Origin of the sequence: Streptococcus sp. IMAU 99161 (assembly GCF_014435245.1) — a bacterium.
Lineage (GTDB): Bacteria > Bacillota > Bacilli > Lactobacillales > Streptococcaceae > Streptococcus > Streptococcus lactarius.
Genome location: NZ_JAAPAW010000011.1, coordinates 484,007 through 505,801 on the forward strand (window position 1 = coordinate 484,007; position 21,795 = coordinate 505,801).

Sequence of the window (21,795 nt, forward strand, 5' to 3'; positions counted from 1 at the left end):
AAAGCTGATGAAATCAGCGTAGTAGAGCCCACTCAACCACTGCGTCTTGCTTAACAATCCAAAGACAATTGAGAGGCTAGGACTTTTGTCCCAGCCTCTTTTACGTTAGAACGACTCTACCTCTACGAAGCCATTTTCTGTCAGACGATAAATTTTTTGACAGACTTCTTTGAGGAAGGTCCGGTCGTGAGAGACAGTGACCAGTCCACCTGGGTAGTCTGCGAATAGGCGTCGAATTTCAGGTTGGGAAGTGGGGGAAAAATTGCGGGTAGGCTCGTCCAAGAGCAGAAACTGGGGACTTGTAAGCACTAATTGAAGGAGAAAGAGTTTGCCTTGCTGGCCACCAGAAAGTTCAGAGATAGGATGATGCATTTCAGAATAAGTAAAGTTGAGGGAGGCTAAATGCAATTGAATAGTGTTGATTTCTTCGCGATCGCCTGAATGCTGTAGAAATTGAACGGGTGTCTGAGTCAGAGGGAGACGTTCAGTGTAATCTTGAGGCATATAGGCAGTGCGGATACTCTCATTCTTCTCCAAAATATCCCAGATCATTTTTAGGAAAGTGGATTTTCCTACACCGTTGGAACCGATAATCCCTATCTTATCCTGCCCTTGAAGTGTGAGGGAGAGGTTCTTGACCAGGACACGATCCCCAATTGCAAGCTCTTCCTGATCTAAGAGAAGGACACGTTTTTGAGGAGACAAGGGAGTGAGGGAAGGAAAATGAAGATTGATGATTTCCTCATCATAGGGTTGGGAAGTCATAGATTGGAATTCTCGCTCGTAGCGCTTTTCTTGTGAGAGAAGGGCCTTCATTTTCTTTGCCAGGAGACGTCCAGTAGTGCTATCTTTGGTATTTCGTAAGGAGGTTTCGACTTGCTGGCGGACGCGATGGTGCTTCTCCATGGTTTTCTGATAGGCTCGTTGATCATTGGCCGCTTGCTGAGACTGTTGCTTAAATTGTTGTTCCCTCTGGCTACTGTAGTCTTGATAGCCTAGGTGCTCCACGATGGTTTCAGCCTCCTTGCGGTGTTTGATCTGTCTGAGGTGTATGATGGTATCCGCTGTCTTAGTCAAAAAATCCTCATGATGGGAAATAAATATTATGGTTTGGGAACTCGTTTGGATCATCTGCTGTAGCCAGTCCAAGGTCTCTAAATCTAGATCGTTTGAAGGTTCGTCTAAAAATAGCAATTCATGAGGGCAACAAAGTTCGTGAAGAAGTTGGACTTTGAGGGCTTCTCCTCCAGATAGACTTCCGATCATTTGGTCGCTTGCAAAACGGTCGCTATTAAAATGCAATTGATCTGCCAGTCTGTAGAGGGTGGCATAGTCTAGCTCGTCCTCTCCAAAAAAATATTCTTCCAAGGTTTTTCCCTTCAAAGCTTCCGGTAAAGTCTGGGGAATATAGGCATAGGAGTGAAAGGAAGTGGTGATTTCTCCTTCTATGGTCAGATAATCTGGTAGAGATTTTGGGGACATGAGGACCTGAAGTAAGGAAGATTTTCCATTCCCTTCTTCGCCAATAATAGCAACTTTTTCTCCTTCATGAATGGTCAGGGAAAGATCTCGAACCAGATCTCGTAAATCTTTTGTATGTCGGATAGTGAGGTGGGATAGTTTTAGCATAAGATTCCTTTCTACTGGGACAAAAAACAGCTCTACCTATTTAGTAGAGCTGTATTCATGTGGAACCCAAGCGGAAAAAACCTTATTTAGCCAACAAATGGTTGGAAAATAGGCGAGAGGGTACACAAAAAGAGATAGAACAAGCAGTCCACTAAATAAAGTATTTTATTTAACGAAACTTAGTTGTTCATATCTCCTTACCTCCGAATATGATTAGATTTATTCTATTCCTTTTATTCGTTATTGTCAAGGAATTCCTTACTTCTTATTCCCTTTTCTTTTCGGACTCGGGAGGATTTTATGGTATAATTAAAGGTATGCATACAAAACCAACGTCCGCTTATGTCCACATCCCATTTTGTACCCAGATTTGTTTTTATTGTGATTTTTCGAAGGTCTTTATCAAAAACCAGCCGGTTGATGCCTATCTGGAGCATTTGATCCAAGAATTTCGTCGGGAAGAAATCACAAACCTACGAACGCTCTATATTGGAGGTGGGACGCCGACGGCCTTATCTGCAGATCAGTTAGTGTATCTTCTCAAGGGATTGACCAAGTCGCTTGATCTGTCTCAGATGGAGGAGCTGACGATCGAGGCCAATCCTGGTGATTTGGATCCGGATAAGATTGCGGTCTTGAAGGATTCGCCGGTTAATCGGGTTTCATTGGGCGTTCAGACCTTTGATAATCGTTTGCTCAAGAAGATTGGTCGAAGCCACCAAGAGCAGGACATTTATGACAATATCGACCATCTGAAACTGGCTGGTTTTGACAATATTTCGATCGACCTCATCTACGCGCTTCCGACACAAACCATGGAGCAGGTCAAGGAAAATGTTGCTAAGGCTCTTGCCCTAGATATTCCCCACATGAGTCTTTATAGCTTGATTCTGGAGAATCACACAGTCTTTATGAATCGCATGAGACGGGGCAAACTTCCTCTACCTAAAGAGGAGTTGGAAGCAGAGATGTTTGAATACATTATTGAGGAGTTGGAGCGAGCGGGCTTTGAGCATTACGAAATTTCCAATTTCTCCAAGCCTGGTTTTGAAAGTCGTCATAATCTCATGTATTGGGATAATGCCGAGTATTATGGTCTGGGAGCTGGTGCATCCGGCTATGTTAACGGTGTTCGCTACAAGAATCATGGGCCTATCCGTCATTATATGCAGGCTGTTGATAAGGGAAATGCGCGTGTCCAAGAAGAACATCTTACTCAGACAGAAATGATGGAAGAAGAGATGTTTCTAGGACTCCGTAAGAAAACAGGCGTTTCCAAGAAGCGTTTTGAAGAAAAGTTTGGTGTGAATTTTGACCAACAATATGGACCAGTGGTTGAGGAATTGACCCAGCAGGGGCTTTTGGTCCCTGACAAGGACATTGTACGAATGACCAAGAAAGGTCTCTTTTTAGGAGACACTGTAGCAGAGAAGTTTATTTTGGAGTAGAAGATGGCAAAAACATTTGAATACAGCATGAAAATTCCGTTTGATATGAGCGATGTCAATGGGTTTATTAAGATTCCCCAATTGATCTTGCTGTCTTTACAGGTATCGGGCATGCAATCGATTGAGCTGGGGATGAGTGATATGTACATTTTAGAGCACTACAATCTAGTCTGGATTATCACGGATTACAATATGAAGATCGATCGTCTCCCTGTTTTTGATGAGAAGATCACCATCGAAACCTGTGCCATGAGCCACAATCGCCTTTTCTGCTACCGGGCCTTTAACATCAAGGATGAAGCGGGAAATACTATCATTGAGATGGTGTCGACCTTTGTCTTGATGGATCGGGATACGCGCAAGGTTCACCCTGTCATGCCGGAGATTACAGAAGCTTTTGACTCCGAATTTTCAAAAACCATGCTCCGTGGACCTCGTTTCAAAGAATTGGAAGGCGGAGTAGAGCAAGAATATCTGGTTCGTTTTTATGATTTGGATATGAACGGGCATGTCAACAATAGCAAGTACTTGGACTGGGTCTTTGAGGTCATGGGAGCAGACTTCTTAACCCACCATGTCCCTAAAAAAGTCCATCTGAAATATGTCAAAGAAGTGCTGGCAGGAGGTGCCATCACCTCACAATATGAACAAGAGGGCTTAACGACACTGCACCAAATTACCTCAGACGGGCATATCAATGCTCAAGCAGAGATCGAGTGGGAAGAAGTGAAAGAAAAGGGTTGGACTTATGGAAACTAGAAGATTAAAAAATAAAAAACAGGAGCTTGAAAGCTATCAAAAACGGGTTGTGGCCTATGCCAAGCGTCAAAAGAATCCTTTGTACATGTTGGGAGATTGGCTCTTGACTCTTTGTGCTTTGGGCATCATCCTCGTAGAGGAAATTTATAAATTTTTCCGCTATCGCTTGAATTTAGATAGTTTTAGTCGCTTTTTAAGAGAAGATGTACGCTGGTATCGGGTCTGGATCCATTTCACCTTGGCCTTTCTTTTACCGGTCATGATCTTCTCGATTGGAATTACTAGCCAATCAGGATCCTTCTGGTCCAATTTCTATCACCGCTTGTCTCAAGGCGTGCTCTTTAGCACAACAGTCAGCCTCGCTGCGACCTTAGTGACGGATTTTGTGGAGAATTTGCAACCAGAAACTAAGTCTGACGGGAAAAATCGGAGCACCAAACGCACGGTTTATCAAATCAGTGTGGATCAGGCGACCGTCATTGGTCTCTTGGTGACTATTGTCATTCTTATGGTGGCTTCCTTCTTGTTTACCCAATCGGGAAGTCAAGGGATCAATTTTACTGGTTTGATCCTACAGTTTGTCCTTTATGCTGGTGCTCTACTTCTGTATGGTTCTGGTGGACGAGTGGACGCTGAAAAATTGAAAGAAGAAGCAGAGACAGAAAGGAAAGAATAAATGCACTACAAAGGCTATTTGATTGATTTAGATGGCACCATTTACAAGGGAAAATCACGGATTCCTGCAGGAGAAGCTTTTGTTCATGAACTGCAGGCGCGTGAGATTCCCTATCTCTTTGTGACCAACAATACAACCCGCACACCAGAGACTGTTCGGGAGATGTTAGCAACTCACTTCAACATTGAAACCCCAGTTTCGACCATCTATACAGCTACCCTTGCGACCATTGACTACATGGATGACCAAAATTTGGGCAAAAAGGCTTATGTGATCGGAGAAGCAGGCCTCAAAGACGCCATCGAAGAAGCAGGTTTCATCTTAGATGAAGAAGCACCTGATTATGTCGTGATTGGACTTGATTGGCAAGTGGATTATGAGAAATTTGCAAAAGCAACCTTGGCTATTCAAAAAGGGGCTCACTTTATTGGGACCAATCCGGACCTCAACATTCCAACAGAGCGCGGCTTGTTGCCGGGAGCAGGATCTCTGATTGCCCTTGTCGAGGCAGCGACACGGGTCGAGCCTGTGATCATTGGAAAGCCAAAGGCCATCATTATGGATAAGGCCATTGAACACTTGGGCCTTGAAAGAGAAGAAGTGGTCATGGTTGGGGACAACTACCTAACGGATATCCGTGCGGGTATTGACAATGGCATTCCGACCCTTCTGGTGACGACTGGGTTTACCAAAGCAGAAGAAGTGCCAACCTTACCAATTGCACCGACACATGTCGTTTCTAGCTTAGCGGAGTGGGATTTTGATGCTTAGAAGTTTGAAATCAATCAACCAAGTTTTCTTTATCTTGTCAGCTGCCATCCTTCTCACCATTGGACTAGCATGGGCCATTTATCCACTGGAGATCCATTGGTTGGGAATCCAAAGTCGGACTGGTTTTTCGGCTTCAGTCATCATGAAGAATTTCAATGTCTTGATGAACTATTTGACTAATCCTTTTCAATGGGTGTTGAAGATGCCTCAATTCCCCTCTTCAAAAAATGGACTGCACCATTTTGAGGCCGTCAAGTACCTGTTTCATTTGGTAACGGTCGTTTTCTTGGTTACTCTACCTGGTTTTATCCAGTTTATGAGGACAGTCGTCAAAAAAGGCTACCTGGCCTTGTATAGAAGTCTCTTCTTTTGGATGATGGTCTTTCCGATCCTATTTGCGGCTCTGGCTGTTTTCATTGGATTTGATCAATTTTTTACGCTCTTTCATCAGGTCCTATTTGCTGGGGATACTACCTGGCTCTTTGACCCGCGCGTGGATTCCATTATCCTCGCTCTACCCGAAGACTACTTTATGCATGCCTTTTTGATTTTCTTTGTTCTATATGAAGGGATTTGTGCGAGTTTTTATTTATTATCTAGGAGAACCAAATGAACCAATACAATCGATTATTAGACCCTAAAAAAGATCTAGGAAAGTATTCCGGAACACTAGCCATTTATCTCTTTATTATGACCATGGTAGGTTTGATTTGGGGAGCTCTCTTTAGAATGGTCCTATTTGGCTCGCTTCGGAAAGATCCGAGTAAGGTGTTAGAGAAAATGGATGTCTGGGCCGGAGTTCCCTACTTTATTGCTATTGCAATTGGTCTCTTTCTTTTTAATGCTTACCGAAAAAAGGCCCTTTTTAAATTTGACCTCAAACGGAAGGGACGCAAGATGACCCTTCCTGTCTTCTTTATCTTCCTAGCCTTTCTAGGCTTTTCTCAAGTCTTTGCCTCTATTATGACGCAAGTAATCGAGCGCATGTTTGAAACGATTGGTCTGCATTCTTCGTCTACAGATATAGGCAATTCTATTGAGCGTTCATGGACTATGCTTTTGTACGCAGGATTTTTAGGCCCAGTTACAGAAGAGTTTTTCTTCCGTGGAGCCGGTTTGCGAGGCTTGGAGCGCTACGGCAAAGTCTTTGCGATTGCCATGACAGCCATCTTATTTGGACTCTTCCATGCCAATTTTGACCAGCTCTTCTTTGCAAGCATCATCGGGCTAGGATTTGGCTACATTGCCTTTGAATACAGCATCTGGTGGGCGATTTTCTATCACATTTTCAATAACTTTGTGATTTCGCAAGGTCTCTTTTATGTCGCCCATCATGTAGATGACGGATTGGCAAATTGGTTACAAATTGGAGTCTTGGCTATCGGATCCATTGTCATACTTGTGGTTCTTGCGACCAAATGGACAGATATTAAGGCTTACATTCAGGTCAATAAACCGCAACCAGGAGTCTTCCAGCGTTCGCTCGCTTCCTTCTGGTTCTGGTTCTTCGTCTTATTTACGATCTTTATGTCCATCCTTCCATATGTGGTTCCAATCTTCCGGCTAGCCTATCTCAAGGGCTAAGGTCTTAAGTATGTATGAATAGTGCAGAGAGGCTAACACCTCTCTTTTTTGCTATAATAGAGAGTATGAACAACTTGATTAAATCCAAGCTCGAGCTTCTGCCGACGAGTCCGGGCTGTTACATTCACAAAGATAAGAACGGTACCATCATCTATGTGGGGAAGGCCAAGAATCTTCGCAATCGGGTGCGGTCCTATTTTAGAGGGAGCCACGATACCAAGACGGAAGCGCTGGTATCTGAGATTGTGGATTTTGAGTTTATCGTCACCGAGTCTAATATTGAGGCCTTGCTTCTTGAGATCAACCTCATCAAGGAGAACAAGCCCAAGTACAATATCATGCTCAAGGACGATAAGTCCTATCCCTTCATCAAGATTACCAATGAGCGCTATCCGCGCCTCATCATCACACGCCAGGTCAAAAAAGATGGTGGCCTCTATTTCGGTCCCTATCCAGATGTGGGGGCTGCTAATGAGATCAAGCGACTTTTGGACCGGATTTTCCCATTTCGCAAGTGTACCAATCCGCCTTCCAAGGTTTGCTTTTACTACCATTTAGGCCAGTGTATGGCCCACACGGTCTGCCACAAGGACGAGGCCTATTTCAAGGGCATGGCCCAGGAGGTTTCTGATTTCCTTAAGGGGCAGGATGACAAGATTATCGATGAGCTCAAGCTCAAGATGAATACCGCTGCGCAAAACATGGAATTCGAGCGGGCGGCCGAGTACCGGGATCTGATCCAGGCTATCGGGACTCTGCGGACCAAACAGCGGGTCATGGCCAAGGATTTGCAGAACCGGGATGTCTTTGGCTACTACGTGGACAAGGGCTGGATGTGTGTGCAGGTCTTCTTTGTCCGTCAGGGCAAGCTGATCGAGCGGGATGTCAATCTCTTTCCTTACTACAATGATCCAGACGAGGATTTTTTGACCTATGTAGGGCAGTTTTACCAGGAGAAATCTCACCTGATCCCCAATGAAATCCTGATCCCTCAAGATATCGATGAGGTAGCGGTCAAGGCCCTTGTAGATACCAAGGTCCTCAAACCCCAGCGAGGGGAGAAGAAGCAGTTGGTCAATCTGGCCATCAAGAATGCGCGTGTCAGTCTGGAGCAGAAGTTCAATCTCCTTGAAAAATCCATGGAAAAGACCCAAGGTGCTATTGAAAACGTTGGAAAACTCCTGCAAATTCCAACGCCTGTGCGGATTGAGTCTTTTGACAACTCCAACATCATGGGGACCAGTCCGGTCTCTGCCATGGTGGTCTTTGTCAATGGGAAGCCAAGCAAAAAAGACTATCGCAAGTACAAGATCAAGACTGTCGTCGGGCCAGATGACTATGCCAGCATGCGGGAAGTCATTCGCAGACGCTACAGCCGAGTCATGAGGGATGGCCTGACGCCACCAGATCTGATCGTCATCGATGGGGGACAGGGGCAAGTCAATATTGCTAAGCAAGTCATCCAAGACGAGTTGGGGTTGGATATTCCCATCGCAGGCCTGCAAAAGAATGACAAGCACCAAACGCATGAATTACTCTTCGGCGATCCTCTCCAAGTCATCGAACTCTCGCGCACCTCGCAGGAATTTTTCCTCCTGCAACGGATCCAGGATGAGGTCCACCGTTTCGCCATCACCTTCCACCGCCAGCTTCGTTCCAAGAATTCCTTCTCCTCCCAGTTGGACGGTATCGAAGGCTTGGGACCAAAACGCAAGCAGTTACTGATGAAACACTTCAAGTCACTGACCAAGATCAAAGAAGCCACTGTAGATGAGATCGTTGAAGTCGGCATCCCACGAGCAGTCGCGGAGGCAGTGCAGATCAAGCTCCATCAAGGAAAGCAGGAAGAAGCAAGTCCCTTGATGGAAGTGGCGGAGGATTCTGAACCATACCAATCATAAGGAGTTTATAATGAACCATCGAATTGCCATTTTATCTGATATTCACGGAGATACGACAGCCCTGGAGGCAGTGATTGCGGATGCGCGTGCTCTAGGCGCGACGGAATACTGGCTTTTAGGGGACATTTTGTTACCAGGTCCAGGAAGAGAGGACCTTTTTGACTTGCTTGATGCGATTCCGATTACAGCAGCTGTTCGTGGAAATTGGGACGATTGTGTCCTAGAGGCTTTGGATGGTGAGTACGGGCTCGAGGATCCGCAGGAGATCCAAATGCTTCGTCTCACTCAGTATGTCATGGAGGGACTGGATCCTAAGCGGATTGATTGGCTTCGTTCGCTTCCTCTAATGGAGAAGAAGGAGGTCAACGGCATTCGCTTTTCACTGACCCACAACTTGCCAGAAAAGAATTATGGTAGAGACTTGCATCCAGCAAATATTACGGAGAACTTTGATCAACTGCTGGATGACCAGACAGATATGGCCATCTACGGTCATGTCCACAAGCAGTTGCTTCGCTATGGCAGTCAGGGCCAGCAGATTCTCAATCCAGGGACTATTGGCATGCCTTATTTTGACTGGGAACCAATTCAAAACCACAGAGCTCAGTATGCACTGATCGATGTCGAAGAAGATGGGGTGACCAACCTGCAATTTCGGAAGGTGGCTTATGACTATGAAGCAGAGCTCCAAGATGCCAAGGACAAGGGCCTTCCTTTTATTGAGATGTACGAAGAATTGAGACGCGAGGATAACTATCGGGGTCATAACAATGAGTTGCTGGCTTCCTTTATTGAGAAATACGGTTATGCCAAAGAAGTAGTTGCCTATTTCAATCTTTCCAATGAATCATAGGTGGGTCTCTTGTGTATTCAACCAATCAAAAAAGCGGATGTACAAATGTCCGCTTTTTTATATCGCTATTCTATTCAATAATAATTGCAAAATATAATGAAAATAAATTTATGATTTTTCTGAATTAAGATTAATAAACAATAAACTTACAAGATAGATCACTAATTGGCCAATCCCTATTAATTGAAATATTTGCCAACTTTTAATATCTATCCAAGATGCGAAAAGAGTTCCGAATGGTGCAAAGAGACCACTAATAGTAAAAATAATGCTGAAGATACGCCCTAAAAAGTTTGAATCAATAGATATTTGAAGGTGAGACATGAGATTGACGTTAAACATAGCAACTGTTGTTGAAAAAATAGCAAATAAAATCAATATAATCACTTGCGAAAACTTTAAACTATTAATTAACATTAGGGAGATAGCACCTGGTAATAAAAAATGAAGAAAGTGTTTCAATTCGATCTTTTTCTTCACTAGACTAATGATCAATGCTCCTATAATACTACCAATAGATTGTGCTACAAGAATATAGGCAAATATATTATGAAAGTCAGAAAAGCTTGATGTAAATGGAAGATAGAAAGCGTAAATGGCATCAAGAAAATTAAGAAATGAGGCAGTAATTAAGATAGTTAAGAGCGTTTTATCTTTATAAAGGTATAAAAAGCCTTCTTTTATACCGGAAAAAAATTTTGACTGGATGTTCTCATGCTGATATTGTATATGGAAATGGTACTCACATAAAGCGGAAACTAAGAATGACAGTGAGTTGATGAGCATACCATACTTGAATCCAAACTGATGGATGACAAATACTGAAGCGAGTGGTGCTCCAACACTAACAATCTCAGCTACAATTTTTGAGAAAGAGTTATATGTCAAAATTCCATCACTTGAGAGCAAGTCTTTTATAATAGCTTTATAGGCTGGACCATTAAAACTAAATAGAATCGCTAATAATATATTGACGACAATTAATGCCCAGATATTTTGTGGGCTATAAAATAGAAAGAGGAAAAAGGTTGCAGTAGCAGCAATTAAATCGGTTGCTATTAGCATTCGTTTCCTATCACTAAAATCAGCAACGTAGCCAGCAAATAAGTTGAAAATTAATTGAATGACAGACTCAGTACTTTGATAGATCATCATAAAAAACGAAGATCTAGAAGCAAGGTTAGCAATTAAAAGCTTATTAGCATAATCAAATATAATATTTCCAAAATTAGTTGTTTGTCCACGTATTATTAGTAATAGTATATTTTTATGTTCTTTGTTCATTTGTGTATCCTTTAAGTAAATTATTTACAGTAGTAAATTCTTTCTCATCCTTAGTACTACAAGATATAAGATAGCGTAAATCATCTAGAGACTGAGCAGTGAAACCTATATTTTCAGGATATTCTCTGAAAAACTCAAAAGGAACAGGGAGTTGTGGAGGTAATTGATGATGCTTGTTTTGAAAAATAGCTATAGTTACAGCGATCTTGGATGGGTATTTAGAAACTATTTTTTGTATAGGAATTGAATTTATTAGTTTCCAGTAAGTATCTAGTATGTCAAAATGAAAAGCAGACTTTATGAGTAGTGGAATATTGCCTCCGCCAAATCGTTTTCCGATTTCACAAAAGCTTAACTCGTCTTTAGTAGAGTTATAAAAGAATTCAGCATGAAAAGGGTGAATCTTCTCTGTTCCAAGACAGTCCAATACTTTTTGGGTCTCAGCTTGTAATCGTTGAATGAAAATGGAGTCATTATAGCGGGAGTTAGTACGGATGATATTGATGAAGGTTGTTTTAACGTCTAGAATATTTCCTACATATTCATGTGTGAAAAAGAATTGGATTTTTCCATTTACCGCTATCCCATCACAAGTAAACATCGTATCAAAATCCTTTCGTGTTTCTAGAAGAAAATCTTCGCTTCGATAATATTCTGGTATTTTAGATACAATATGAATGTCTTTCCCGGATGCTCCACATCTTGGTTTGATAAGAAAAGTTGATGGAAGAGGAGCGTTTGGATCCAGTAATTGAGGTTGGTTAACACGACCATCTAATTGTTCTCGCATGAACTTTTTATCTTTATAGGCATAGGAGATTTTCCAAGCCTCTTTTTCTAAAGTGAAAAAGGATTTTAGCACACCAACAATGTGCATTAATCCTTCGTCTAGTGTAAAAATATCTTCAATGTTTTGAATATTATTGAAAAAAAGAAGGAGGTTCAGCTGGCTAAAATCATCTATTCCAAAAATTTGGTTTTTTGAAAATCCTAAAGTGAGATAATTTTCTTTTTGTTTATTAGGGCAAACAATACTTAAATTTTTTTGTGCTTGTATACCGATACTTGCAGGAGAAAAGCGATAAATAAAATACTTCATTTCTCATACCTCGTATTTTCTAACGCCCAAGCTTCAGCTCCTTGAAGGTTTTTCTTGGTTTCTAGGAATGTTGAACCATAGCAAGAGAAGCCGACAATAGCATCCGCGCTATGAAAGGCATCATTTAACTGTTTACCAACTTGTGTGTAAGTTGTGTAATCAAAAATTGAATATTGTTTTTTGATAGTTTCAGTTAGTTCTGGGAGTTGTTTAATGATTCCTTTCTTTTTTGCTGTTAGAAGCCAGCCAGTGACAGGGAATGTTTTCGGAATTGTAGGTAAGGAATCATCACAAATAGCTTTTAAAAGAAGTTCTAGTGGATTGTGATTGAGCTTATATTGTAAATTTTGACGAATTCGTGCTCCGCCAATGCGTGAAGCAATTTCCAAAAAAATAATTTCGTGTCCATCGTAAAACACTTCTAAGTGAAAAAGAAATGTTCCGTCTGGGTAGAGTTTTTTAGACAGTTCAGAGGCGTAATCAACAAGTTTTTTGAAATGTTTTGAAGTGTGATCCAAGGAAACTCCCGCAGCTGAAATTCCTTCTTTAATTAACAAGGGATTGTAGATATATTGGGACGGTTCACAGTAGATGACATTTCCCTGATAAACAAAGCCATCTATGTGATAGACATCTGCATAGATGTATTCTTGAACAAGGAAAGTCTTGTCCTTCCAAAAATGATCAGAATGAAAAGAAACCAAATCAGTCTCTCTCTTTAAATGAAAAGTATCAACAGAACCAGCTCCATCCAAAGGTTTTAGAATAATATCTTCATATTCTTTGAAAAAGTTTTTCAATTCCTCATAAGATGAGATTTTCCGGGAATGGGGGATTTTAAAACCTAGTTCATTAACTTTCTGTGTCATTTTACTCTTATCACGGAAGGTTTTAGCTTGACTGACTGATTGTCCTTTAATATGAAATTGTTCTCGTAATTCTGCAGCCAATACCATGTCAAACTCATCTAAAGCAACAATTGCATCGAAATGAGATTGTTGTAGGATTCCTTGTGAGGTTTCTTTTCTCTTTTCAGGATAATGTTGGGTAGTAACTAAAGTGACATTGGTTGGTTTATTCGTTTCAAATGAATCACTTTTACTATCATCAATTAGGATAGTGTATTGATGATTTTGGGATAGGCAGGAATAAATATCGGTGTACGTTTCACGATATGGGTGTAAAATAAGTAATTTTGACATGATTATTTATAACTTTCTATAGGATTTTGATAGCGATTTTTATGGTAATCTCTATAATAAGCAAAGTTGTTAGGCAACTCAGGTAGTTTATAAGTAGGGTCAATTTGATTTTTGTAGAGTTTATAAGGAATACCTAATGTCTGATAGGCATAATCTGCCCCCATTGTATCCCTACTCTTTTTGACTTTCTTTAATGCTTTATTGATATTCCGAGAATATTCCTTGTACTGTTTTAGCAATTCGATTTTAATCGTTGGAAACTCATTTAAGACGTCCTCTAGTGAGATATTATGAATATCACATTCCAAAAAGATTTCTCTAGCTAGTTTTTTTAGAGCATAGCTGTGTTTATGATTGCCAAATGTTCCAATTTCCGGGAATAAAATGGTTAAAGCTTCTAGTTGACTGATGAAAAAATGCGTCAGTTCATGACTACTAGAAAATTTATATAACTTATTGTAGATGGCTAGAAAATCTTGCGACTCGTAAATAGATTTCGCCTGTTCACGAATCATATCTAATCTTAAAGGGAAAAGAACACTGTCTATTTGTGATTGAAGTCCTCCTTGATAATTTATCAGTACAAAATTTGCCAGAGTCACTAGACCGTTATGGTATTGGACGCAAATTTTAATGTAGTAGTGATTTCCAGACAAGGGAACATCACATCGTAGACGTTCTTTATCAATTTCGATAATATGGTTGGTAACCTTGTACAGTTGCTCAAGAGCATCAGTAATGTTGGGACAGATAATGTAAATATCATCAAAAGGAATCCATTTATTTAAAAACTTAGTAATAAAAGTTTCAATAATTTGTCCATATTTCTCTTCATAGAATGAAAATAAACTAATTAAAGTTTGGCATGGGGTAGAGATAGGGTTTACTAAGTTAGCAGGGTAGACATTTCGGAAACAAACTTGTTCTTTTATATATAAACCATATTTCTTTTCTTTAAAATATTCTAGCTCATCTTGAATGGGTGAAAAAGTAAATAAGTTCTTTTCTTCTCTTATCAAAGGCGATGATGGGAGAGTCTGAGCTTTAAAGATACGTTGTAAATCGTCACTATAAGTATTCTTTACCATTGATTTTACCTCGGCTATCGACTTTGTTGATTGCAAATGGTTTGTTGGATGTATCTAATAGATAATCCTTGTTAATTTCTTTAACAATGTGTTTAGATACATCTGCAATTAGCTTTACAGAAGGATGCCTTCCATCCTCTTGGAAAGGATGATTATTTTTTTCAACATAGTATTTGAATAGTTCATATTCAGGAAAGTAGTAGTCGTACCCTAATTCCATAATAGCATCTTTGATAATCCGATAATTTTCAGTTGTAGCTAAATGAAGATTTTGAAATTTTTCAGAAGCTTTAAGAAGTACATAGGGGATTGAAAATTGAATCTTAATGCCAGGATTGATAAGGTGCACGATTCGCATAATTTCCTTAGAAAAGTTAAGAATATCGTCGGAGGATAGATAAACATTTTTAATCTCTGGGTTGAAAAACTGATTTTTTTGGAAGTCTGTCCATTATGTGTTCAGACTTAGACCACATTTCAACGGATCCGAGAGAGACGATTAGTAAATCCGATTCAGTTATTGCTCTCTTAACACAAGTATCAATCTGTAAATTTTCGTTTATGACCTTTTTAAAACTCTCTGAACGATTCCAAAAACGAACTTCATCGTAAAATACTTTTTGTTTGGTATCTATTAAGATATGATGATTCAATTCAAATGCAATGATTTCTAAATCCTTTAGTAAGGATGGTGCATTAAAAATGGTATCATAAGGAGAAAAAGTTTTAATTTGACTGTTGGAAAAATAGTTAATTCCAAGGGCTAGATTTTGAGCAGTGCATGCACCTAAGAAACAAGTTGTCTTGGGAAGATATGTCAGAAATTTCGTAGATTACTTTGATGAGTAAAAGTGTAGGTTATCCATAAATCTCTCCTTTATATCCTAATGAACTTAATACCTTTTGTATGTTTCCGAATCCGTGAAGAACAGTGTCAAAATTTGATAGCATCACTTTATCAAGATGAACTTGAATGATTCCCATCAAGATAGCCATACCTGCACATGTATCATTTAAATGATACATTTTTAAAGTTGTGTCAATATCTGATAGTTTGTCTTGTGTTTTTAATGCACCGTTACTCAAAACTTTTATTCTAATTCCCAATTTGTGTAATTCTGCAATATGATTGGTTCTTTGAATAAATACTTCATCAAATAGGATGGATGATATATTGTGAAAGGCTAAAAATTCTGATAGAATAGGACCTAAATCACTTGTAATAAATGGTGCAGCACCTAAACGTAAAAATTCAAAGTACTCGGACTCTATTTGAGATGTTTTTTTGAACTGAATTGTGTGTTTGTCTTCAATGATATTTAGACCTAATTTTGTAAAAAGGTCAATGTAACTTTGAGGAATATCTCTGATAAATACATTGTCAAAAATGATATTTTCTATCTCATCCCAGAATAGCAAGACATAAGAAACAAACATAGTCATATCGGGAGGTAACGTTATTTCAGTATTTTTCATTTCGATAGAGTCTACCTTAGGGATTAAAATTTTGTCTGGTGATAAATATTGGACGGTTCGATTCGTCGCGGACTCTAACAAAGAAATGAGGTAGGATACAGTAGGGTCTGGAGAAAGACCGTTGATTTTTATTTCATTTGGATAAAAGTAAGCTAAACTAATAGCATTGAAAAAAGCTCCAACACTTTTACTTCCATCTGCGTAACAATTTAAGGATATATTTTTATTTAGCAAGTCATTCTTCTCAGAATAAAAGATTTTATTCTTTTCTTGATAGGTATAGCTCGCTACGGTGGAGAGAATATCAAGGTGTAAGTCAATAGGTCTGAAACAAAAATCGTCTCCTCCAGGAAATGCAAATAAAAGATGGTGATAGCGATAAGTTAAAGCTGTTATAGTACCAATGCTAGCTCGACTAATTTTATTGAGAGATGTAATATCTGTAGGCATCCTTTTAGAGCTAACCTCGATAGTATCTTCATAGGTGAAAGAATCAGACCACTCATTCTTTCCAAATTCATAGAGTATATTTAGAAAATCAAAGGCAGTAGGGCAGTTTCTGATTATTAACTTGTTTTTATTCAAAAATAAGCAAGATAATAGAATATGAACGCCGATAACTTTATCTCCTTCGATTTTGACGTGAAGCTTTTGAGTGCTGGTAGCTTCAGTCTGCTCTTGTCTTTGTAATTTTAAATTAAAATGCTTGGGTACAACGCCATCTGTTATTTTAGATATGCTTTCTTTAGTTAAAGCACTTGGTTGATTTAAACTAACTTCTAAATCTTCGAAGGATATTTCTAGTAGCTTTGCATAGGCTATTAAGTCTTTAACATTGATATCACGAGAGCCATTTTCCCAGTTTGAGATAGCCTGTCGGCTTAGTTTTAATTGATTTGCTACAAATTCTTGAGTAAACCCCATTGCTAATCTACGCTGTTTTAAAAAGTCACCAATCATAAACATTACCTCTCTTGTGTTAACTTAGTTTTCATTATACTCGCATGAAGTTTATTTTCAATAAAATTCATGAAACAATTTGTTGCGAAGCTGCAAATTAAGATCAGATATTCTTTCGCTATACGAGATGTTTGCATTCAAAAACCTCGAATGTAATTAATAGATATTGTTAAAAGAAATTTAATCAAATTCTTTTAATAATTGACTATATTCAAATCTTAGGCTGTAAAACTCTGCAAGCTCTTTCATTTTGTGTTAAAATAGAGGCAACCGAAATAGAAAAGGAAGAAGCTTATGAAATTTCTAGAGCTCAATAAAAAACGCCATGCGATCAAGCATTTCACTGACCAACCGGTCGATCCAAAGGATGTACGGACAGCTATCGAAATTGCGACCTTAGCTCCAAGTGCTCACAATAGCCAACCTTGGAAATTTGTGGTCGTTCGTCAAAAAAATGAAGAACTGGCAAAATTAGCCTATGGTCCAAACTACGAACAAGTCATGGAAGCACCTGTGACCATCGCCCTCTTTACAGATACTGATTTGCAAAAACGGGCTCGCAAGATTGCGCGTGTCGGTGGGGTGAAAAACTTCACAGATGAGCAGTTGCAATACTTTATGCAAAGTCTTCCTGCTGAGTTTGCGCGCTATGATGCCCAACAGACAAGCGATTACTTGGCTTTGAATGCCGGTCTTGTGGCTATGAACTTAGTGTTGGCTTTGACAGACCAAGGCATTGGAACCAATATTATCTTGGGATTTGATAAATCAAAAATCAATGAAGTATTGGACATCGAAGAGCGTTTCCGTCCGGAGGTTTTGATTACAGTTGGCTATGCGGCTGAAAAAGTAGAGCCAAGCTATCGCTTACCGGTAGATGAAATTATCGAAAAACGCTAAGCTAAAGGGAAAATTAGAAAGCTCGAGGAGGAATTCATGACAAAAGTTGACTTTAAAGCAGAAGTAGAAAAACGTCGCGATGAGATGATGGCTGACCTATACAGCCTCTTGGAAATCAATTCGGAACGCGATGACAGTAAGGCAGATGCAGAGCATCCTTTTGGACCTGGTCCTGTAAAAGCTCTTGAAAAATTCTTGGAAATTGCCAAGCGTGACGGCTATGAAACCAAGAATGTGGACAATTATGCCGGTCACTTTACCTTTGGTGAAGGAGAAGAAGAGCTTGGTATTTTTGCCCATATGGACGTCGTGCCTGCAGGTAGTGGTTGGAAGACCGATCCATACAAACCAGAAATTATCGATGGCAAGCTCTACGCGCGTGGCTCATCTGATGACAAAGGGCCTACAATGGCTTGCTACTATGGCTTGAAGATCATTAAAGATCTAGGACTTCCTGTTTCTAAGCGCGTGCGCTTCGTTGTCGGTACGGATGAAGAATCAGGATGGGGCGACATGGATTACTATTTCAAACATGTCGGACTTCCTGAGCCAGATTTTGGCTTCTCTCCAGATGCGGAATTCCCAATTATCAATGGGGAAAAAGGAAACATCACGGAGTACCTTCATTTTGGAAATGACAACACTGGAAAGGCGAAACTTCACAGCTTTACAGGTGGCCTTCGTGAAAACATGGTGCCAGAATCAGCGACTGCAGTCGTTTCTGGAGAACTCCCTGATCTTGCTGGTTTCTTAGATGCTTTTGCCAAGGAACACCAGCTCAAGTTTGAAATCTCAACAGTAGATGAAGAAACTTATACCGTTACGATCGTTGGGAAATCTGCTCATGGATCCACTCCTGAAGATGGGATCAATGGTGCAACCTACTTAGCGCTTTTGTTGAACCAATTTAATTTTGGTGGCGCTGCTAAGGCTTACCTTCATGTAACGGCTTCGCTGCTTCACGAAGATTTTGCGGGTGAAAAATTAGGCATTGCCCATACAGATGCCAAGATGGGACCATTGAGCATGAATGCAGGTGTCTTCCATTTTGATGAAAGCCAAGCAGACAACACCATTGCATTGAACGTTCGCTACCCTCAAGGGACAGATCCTGAAACCATCAAATTGATCCTTGAAAAGATCGAAGGAGTGGCTACGGTGAGCTTGTCAGCCCATGGTCACACGCCTCACTATGTTCCAATGGATGATGAATTGGTCTCTACCCTCTTGCGTGTTTATGAAAAACAAACAGGTCTCAAAGGCCACGAACAAGTGATCGGTGGAGGTACCTTTGGTCGCCTCTTGAAACGTGGAGTTGCCTTTGGTGCCATGTTCCCAGACTATGTCAATACCATGCACCAAGCCAATGAGTTCGCAGATGTTGAAGATCTCTATCGTGCGGCTGCAATTTACGCAGAAGCCATTTATGAACTAATCAAATAATCCACTACTCGGCCAGTTTTTCTGGCTGAGTTTTTCCATAGAAGGAGGACCTATGTCAAGCATTGAAACCATTAAAGAAGCCATTATGGCAGACCCTCAAAACAAAGAATATACAGAGAAAGGAATCGAGCCACTCTTTGCAGCACCAAGGACTGCTCGCATCAATATTATCGGTCAAGCACCTGGTTTGAAAACGCAAGAAGCGGGAATTTACTGGAAGGATAAGAGTGGTGACCGCCTGCGCGAATGGTTAGGAGTTGACGAAGACACCTTTTACAACTCTGGTCTGTTTGCGGTCATTCCTATGGACTTTTATTTCCCAGGGCATGGAAAATCAGGTGATCTGCCACCACGCAAAGGCTTTGCGGAAAAGTGGCACCCTCAACTTCTCAAGGAGTGCCCAGATATTGAGTTGACTCTCTTGATTGGCCAATACGCCCAAGCTTACTACCTTCATGAAAAGGTGAGCGGCAAGGTAACCGAACGGGTTCATCATTTTAAAGACTATTTGCCAACCTATTTTCCACTGGTGCATCCATCTCCTCGTAATCAGATTTGGATGGCAAAGAATCCTTGGTTTGAGGCAGAAGTAGTGCCAGAATTGCAAGCATTGGTGCAGAAGATTATTCATCAATAAAGGAGAAAGACTGTGGAGGCTTATCAACAAGTGGCTAAAAAGTTGCAAGAGTTGGGGATTACCTATGATGTGGTGGAACACCCACCAGCATTCACGACAGAGCAGGCAGATAGCTATATTGAAGGTCTCGAAGGGGTCCGGACCAAGTCCATGTTTTTGACCAACAAAAAGAAAACCCAATACTATCTGCTCATCATGGATGACAGGAAACCATTGGATATGGATGATTTCAAAGAGCAAGTGGAAGCCAACCGGATCCGCATGGCTTCAGCAGATTCTTTAGCTGAAAAAATGAAATTACTGCCAGGAACGGTTTCTCCATTTGGTTTATTAAACAATGAAGATAAAGATATTCGAGTCTATTTCGATAAAGACATTGTGTCAGAGGAGATCATGACCTTCCATCCCAATACCAATGAAAAAACGATCTTTATTAAAACCCAAGACTTGTTCCGATTTTTAGAGTCAATTAGCTTTAACTATGAAATTCTAACCCTACTATAAACTACCCTATAGGAGAAATCATGAAAGAAATATCATTTAATGACTTTTTAGCAAAGTACCAGGCGGGAGAAATCCAAGTCCTCGACGTCCGCGAGCAGGAAGAGTATGATGCCCGTCATCTGGATGGAGTGACCTTGCTTCCTTTATCAGTGTTAGCAGAACGGTATTCAGAACTAGATAAGAACCAACCCTTTTATGTCATTTGCCGATCGGGCAAACGCTCAGCCCGTGCCTGCCTCTTTTTAGAAAAGAAGGGGTATGATGTGACCAATGTGCAAGGGGGCATGAATGCCTTGGAAGATTAGAAAGTTGTGATAGATTGCAATTTTTTTCAGGAGATATTGCAGGCTATTTCCAGTCTTTCATTGAAAACCAAGTAAAAATTTTGTATAATACCTTTGTATTAACTATTTATAAGGAGATTAACTATGTCAAAACAAGATTGGCTTGATTATTTCGAAGCCGTAAATGGTCGTTCTGCCAGTGCAGAGGAAATTGCTCAAGCTCTTGCTGCGGGTGAATTCCAAGAAGAAGTAGCAGCACCACAAGCCCCTGAGTTTGTCGCAGCACCACAAGAACCAGTTGCAGCTCCGCAAGCCCCTGAGTTTGTCGCAGCGCCACAAGAACCAGTTGCTGCCCCACAAGCCCCTGAGTTTGTCGCAGCACCGCAAGAATCAGTTGCTGCCCCACAAGCTCCTGAGTTTGTCGCAGCACCTCAAGAACCAGTTGCTGCCCCACAAGCCCCTGAGTATACTGCAGCACCACAAGAACCAGCTCCTCAAGCTGCTCCAACCAATGGTCCTGCTTTCCAACAAGCTCCACAACAAGCTTATCAACAACCGGTTCAACCAGGCTACCAACAAAACCCTTATCAAGGTCAACCTTATCCTGCTCAACCTAGTCAATTTGGTGTGGCAGTTGGTGGTTACTGGAGTTGGTTTGTTTCTGCTTTGAAACGCCCAACTGCTGTAAATCAACCAAAAGCGCTCAATGGTATTTTACAATACGTCTTCACTGCTTTTGTAATGACCTTGGCTACCTTCTTTACTGCAAGTGCCTATACAGGTGGTTATGGTGTTGATTTCCGTGCCTTTCTCATCATCTTGATCATGGTCTACTTCAATATCTATGCCTACCAAGTAGCAGGTTTCTTTATCCGTCGTGTCGTTCTTCAAGATAAAGAATATTCATACGGCCGTTCATTTGAAGAGTTTGGACGTTTGTCTGTATACACCTTGCCTATTTCACTATTTGCTTTCTTAGTTGGACTTGTAAAAGCTTTTGAATTCTATAAATTCCTTAACTTCTTGGTCTTCTTCTTGTTCACAATTGGAGCCTTGTATGTAGTTTATCAAGGCTTGAACAAAACGAAATTTAAAGCAGATAAATTCTTATTACTTGTAGCATCCATTGCGATTCTAATTGTTTTTGCAGGCCTTGTTGTATACTTGGATCGTCAAATTTTGGAACAAGCTATTATGGGATCTATTCCAAGTACTCCAAATTTTGGAGACTTGGGTAATTTAGGATACTAATCATATCACAAAGAGGAAGGTGGGGGGACCCACTTTCCCTATTTTA

22 protein-coding genes are annotated in these 21,795 nt (G+C 40.5%); 14 read left to right on the forward strand and 8 right to left on the reverse strand.

Going from position 1 to position 21,795, the window contains the following annotated elements:
• Nucleotides 1–105: 105 nt before the first annotated feature.
• Entirely contained in the window at nucleotides 106–1,629 is a 1,524-nt protein-coding gene (locus HA044_RS07895; RefSeq protein WP_187540647.1) for an ATP-binding cassette domain-containing protein, read from the reverse strand.
• Between the two features lie 317 nt (nucleotides 1,630–1,946).
• Between HA044_RS07895 and hemW the strand changes: the two genes are divergently transcribed.
• The 8 genes from hemW to HA044_RS07935 all read left to right on the forward strand — a co-directional run bounded on the left by hemW (nucleotide 1,947) and on the right by HA044_RS07935 (nucleotide 9,621).
• Nucleotides 1,947–3,077 carry a radical SAM family heme chaperone HemW gene (gene hemW / locus HA044_RS07900; protein ID WP_187540648.1) on the forward strand — a complete coding sequence of 377 codons (1,131 nt, stop codon included), beginning with the start codon at nucleotides 1,947–1,949 and terminating at the stop codon, nucleotides 3,075–3,077.
• A 3-nt stretch (nucleotides 3,078–3,080) separates the two neighbouring features.
• Nucleotides 3,081–3,836, forward strand: coding sequence for an acyl-ACP thioesterase domain-containing protein (locus tag HA044_RS07905; RefSeq protein WP_187540649.1), 756 nt, complete (start codon nucleotides 3,081–3,083; stop codon nucleotides 3,834–3,836).
• Complete coding sequence (locus tag HA044_RS07910; RefSeq protein WP_187540650.1) at nucleotides 3,826–4,512, forward strand: hypothetical protein; 687 nt, start codon at nucleotides 3,826–3,828, stop codon at nucleotides 4,510–4,512. The genes HA044_RS07905 and HA044_RS07910 overlap by 11 nt, the downstream gene beginning before the upstream one ends.
• Complete coding sequence (locus tag HA044_RS07915; protein ID WP_187540651.1) at nucleotides 4,513–5,283, forward strand: TIGR01457 family HAD-type hydrolase; 771 nt, start codon at nucleotides 4,513–4,515, stop codon at nucleotides 5,281–5,283.
• On the forward strand, nucleotides 5,276–5,896 hold the full coding sequence (locus tag HA044_RS07920; RefSeq protein WP_187540652.1) for a TIGR01906 family membrane protein: 621 nt from the start codon (nucleotides 5,276–5,278) through the stop codon (nucleotides 5,894–5,896). Before HA044_RS07915 ends, HA044_RS07920 begins: the two co-directional genes overlap by 8 nt.
• On the forward strand, nucleotides 5,893–6,867 hold the full coding sequence (locus HA044_RS07925) for a CPBP family intramembrane glutamic endopeptidase (RefSeq protein WP_187540653.1): 975 nt from the start codon (nucleotides 5,893–5,895) through the stop codon (nucleotides 6,865–6,867). Before HA044_RS07920 ends, HA044_RS07925 begins: the two co-directional genes overlap by 4 nt.
• Before the next feature lie 65 nt (nucleotides 6,868–6,932).
• Nucleotides 6,933–8,768, forward strand: a complete 1,836-nt coding sequence (gene uvrC / locus HA044_RS07930) for an excinuclease ABC subunit UvrC (protein ID WP_187540654.1) — start codon at nucleotides 6,933–6,935, stop codon at nucleotides 8,766–8,768.
• A 10-nt stretch (nucleotides 8,769–8,778) separates the two neighbouring features.
• A complete protein-coding gene (locus HA044_RS07935) occupies nucleotides 8,779–9,621 on the forward strand; it encodes a metallophosphoesterase (protein ID WP_187540655.1) in 843 nt (280 codons plus the stop codon).
• A 108-nt stretch (nucleotides 9,622–9,729) separates the two neighbouring features.
• On the opposite strand, the gene HA044_RS07940 is transcribed toward HA044_RS07935, so the two are convergent.
• The 7 genes from HA044_RS07940 to HA044_RS07965 are packed head-to-tail and all read right to left on the reverse strand — an operon-like array spanning nucleotide 9,730 to nucleotide 16,736.
• Nucleotides 9,730–10,905 carry an MFS transporter gene (locus HA044_RS07940; protein WP_187540656.1) on the reverse strand — a complete coding sequence of 392 codons (1,176 nt, stop codon included), beginning with the start codon at nucleotides 10,903–10,905 and terminating at the stop codon, nucleotides 9,730–9,732.
• Nucleotides 10,889–12,004 (reverse strand): biotin carboxylase, encoded by a 1,116-nt coding sequence (locus HA044_RS07945; protein WP_187540657.1) that lies wholly within the window; start codon nucleotides 12,002–12,004, stop codon nucleotides 10,889–10,891. The genes HA044_RS07940 and HA044_RS07945 overlap by 17 nt, the downstream gene beginning before the upstream one ends.
• Nucleotides 12,001–13,206, reverse strand: a complete 1,206-nt coding sequence (locus HA044_RS07950) for an acetyl-CoA carboxylase biotin carboxylase subunit family protein (protein WP_187540658.1) — start codon at nucleotides 13,204–13,206, stop codon at nucleotides 12,001–12,003. Before HA044_RS07950 ends, HA044_RS07945 begins: the two co-directional genes overlap by 4 nt.
• Before the next feature lie 2 nt (nucleotides 13,207–13,208).
• The gene (locus HA044_RS07955) at nucleotides 13,209–14,294 is read right to left on the reverse strand and encodes a hypothetical protein (protein ID WP_187540659.1); all 1,086 of its coding nucleotides are present in this window, start codon (nucleotides 14,292–14,294) and stop codon (nucleotides 13,209–13,211) included.
• Nucleotides 14,275–14,643: a hypothetical protein gene (locus HA044_RS10030; protein WP_262407554.1), complete on the reverse strand. Its 369-nt coding sequence runs from the start codon at nucleotides 14,641–14,643 to the stop codon at nucleotides 14,275–14,277. The genes HA044_RS07955 and HA044_RS10030 overlap by 20 nt, the downstream gene beginning before the upstream one ends.
• 58 nt (nucleotides 14,644–14,701) lie before the next feature.
• Nucleotides 14,702–15,115 (reverse strand): GSCFA domain-containing protein, encoded by a 414-nt coding sequence (locus HA044_RS10035; protein ID WP_262407557.1) that lies wholly within the window; start codon nucleotides 15,113–15,115, stop codon nucleotides 14,702–14,704.
• Between the two features lie 37 nt (nucleotides 15,116–15,152).
• Nucleotides 15,153–16,736 (reverse strand): helix-turn-helix domain-containing protein, encoded by a 1,584-nt coding sequence (locus tag HA044_RS07965; protein WP_262407555.1) that lies wholly within the window; start codon nucleotides 16,734–16,736, stop codon nucleotides 15,153–15,155.
• Between the two features lie 288 nt (nucleotides 16,737–17,024).
• Between HA044_RS07965 and HA044_RS07970 the strand changes: the two genes are divergently transcribed.
• The 6 genes from HA044_RS07970 (at nucleotide 17,025) to HA044_RS07995 (ending at nucleotide 21,749) form a co-directional block, all read left to right on the forward strand.
• Complete coding sequence (locus HA044_RS07970) at nucleotides 17,025–17,630, forward strand: nitroreductase family protein (RefSeq protein WP_187540660.1); 606 nt, start codon at nucleotides 17,025–17,027, stop codon at nucleotides 17,628–17,630.
• A 36-nt stretch (nucleotides 17,631–17,666) separates the two neighbouring features.
• Nucleotides 17,667–19,073: a dipeptidase PepV gene (pepV, locus tag HA044_RS07975; protein WP_187540661.1), complete on the forward strand. Its 1,407-nt coding sequence runs from the start codon at nucleotides 17,667–17,669 to the stop codon at nucleotides 19,071–19,073.
• A 52-nt stretch (nucleotides 19,074–19,125) separates the two neighbouring features.
• Nucleotides 19,126–19,710, forward strand: coding sequence for a uracil-DNA glycosylase family protein (locus HA044_RS07980; RefSeq protein WP_187540662.1), 585 nt, complete (start codon nucleotides 19,126–19,128; stop codon nucleotides 19,708–19,710).
• A 12-nt stretch (nucleotides 19,711–19,722) separates the two neighbouring features.
• Nucleotides 19,723–20,214, forward strand: coding sequence for a prolyl-tRNA synthetase associated domain-containing protein (locus tag HA044_RS07985; protein WP_187540663.1), 492 nt, complete (start codon nucleotides 19,723–19,725; stop codon nucleotides 20,212–20,214).
• Between the two features lie 20 nt (nucleotides 20,215–20,234).
• Nucleotides 20,235–20,519 carry a rhodanese-like domain-containing protein gene (locus HA044_RS07990; protein ID WP_187540664.1) on the forward strand — a complete coding sequence of 95 codons (285 nt, stop codon included), beginning with the start codon at nucleotides 20,235–20,237 and terminating at the stop codon, nucleotides 20,517–20,519.
• A gap of 123 nt (nucleotides 20,520–20,642) precedes the next feature.
• Nucleotides 20,643–21,749, forward strand: coding sequence for a DUF6574 domain-containing protein (locus HA044_RS07995; RefSeq protein WP_187540665.1), 1,107 nt, complete (start codon nucleotides 20,643–20,645; stop codon nucleotides 21,747–21,749).
• Nucleotides 21,750–21,795 lie beyond the last annotated feature (46 nt).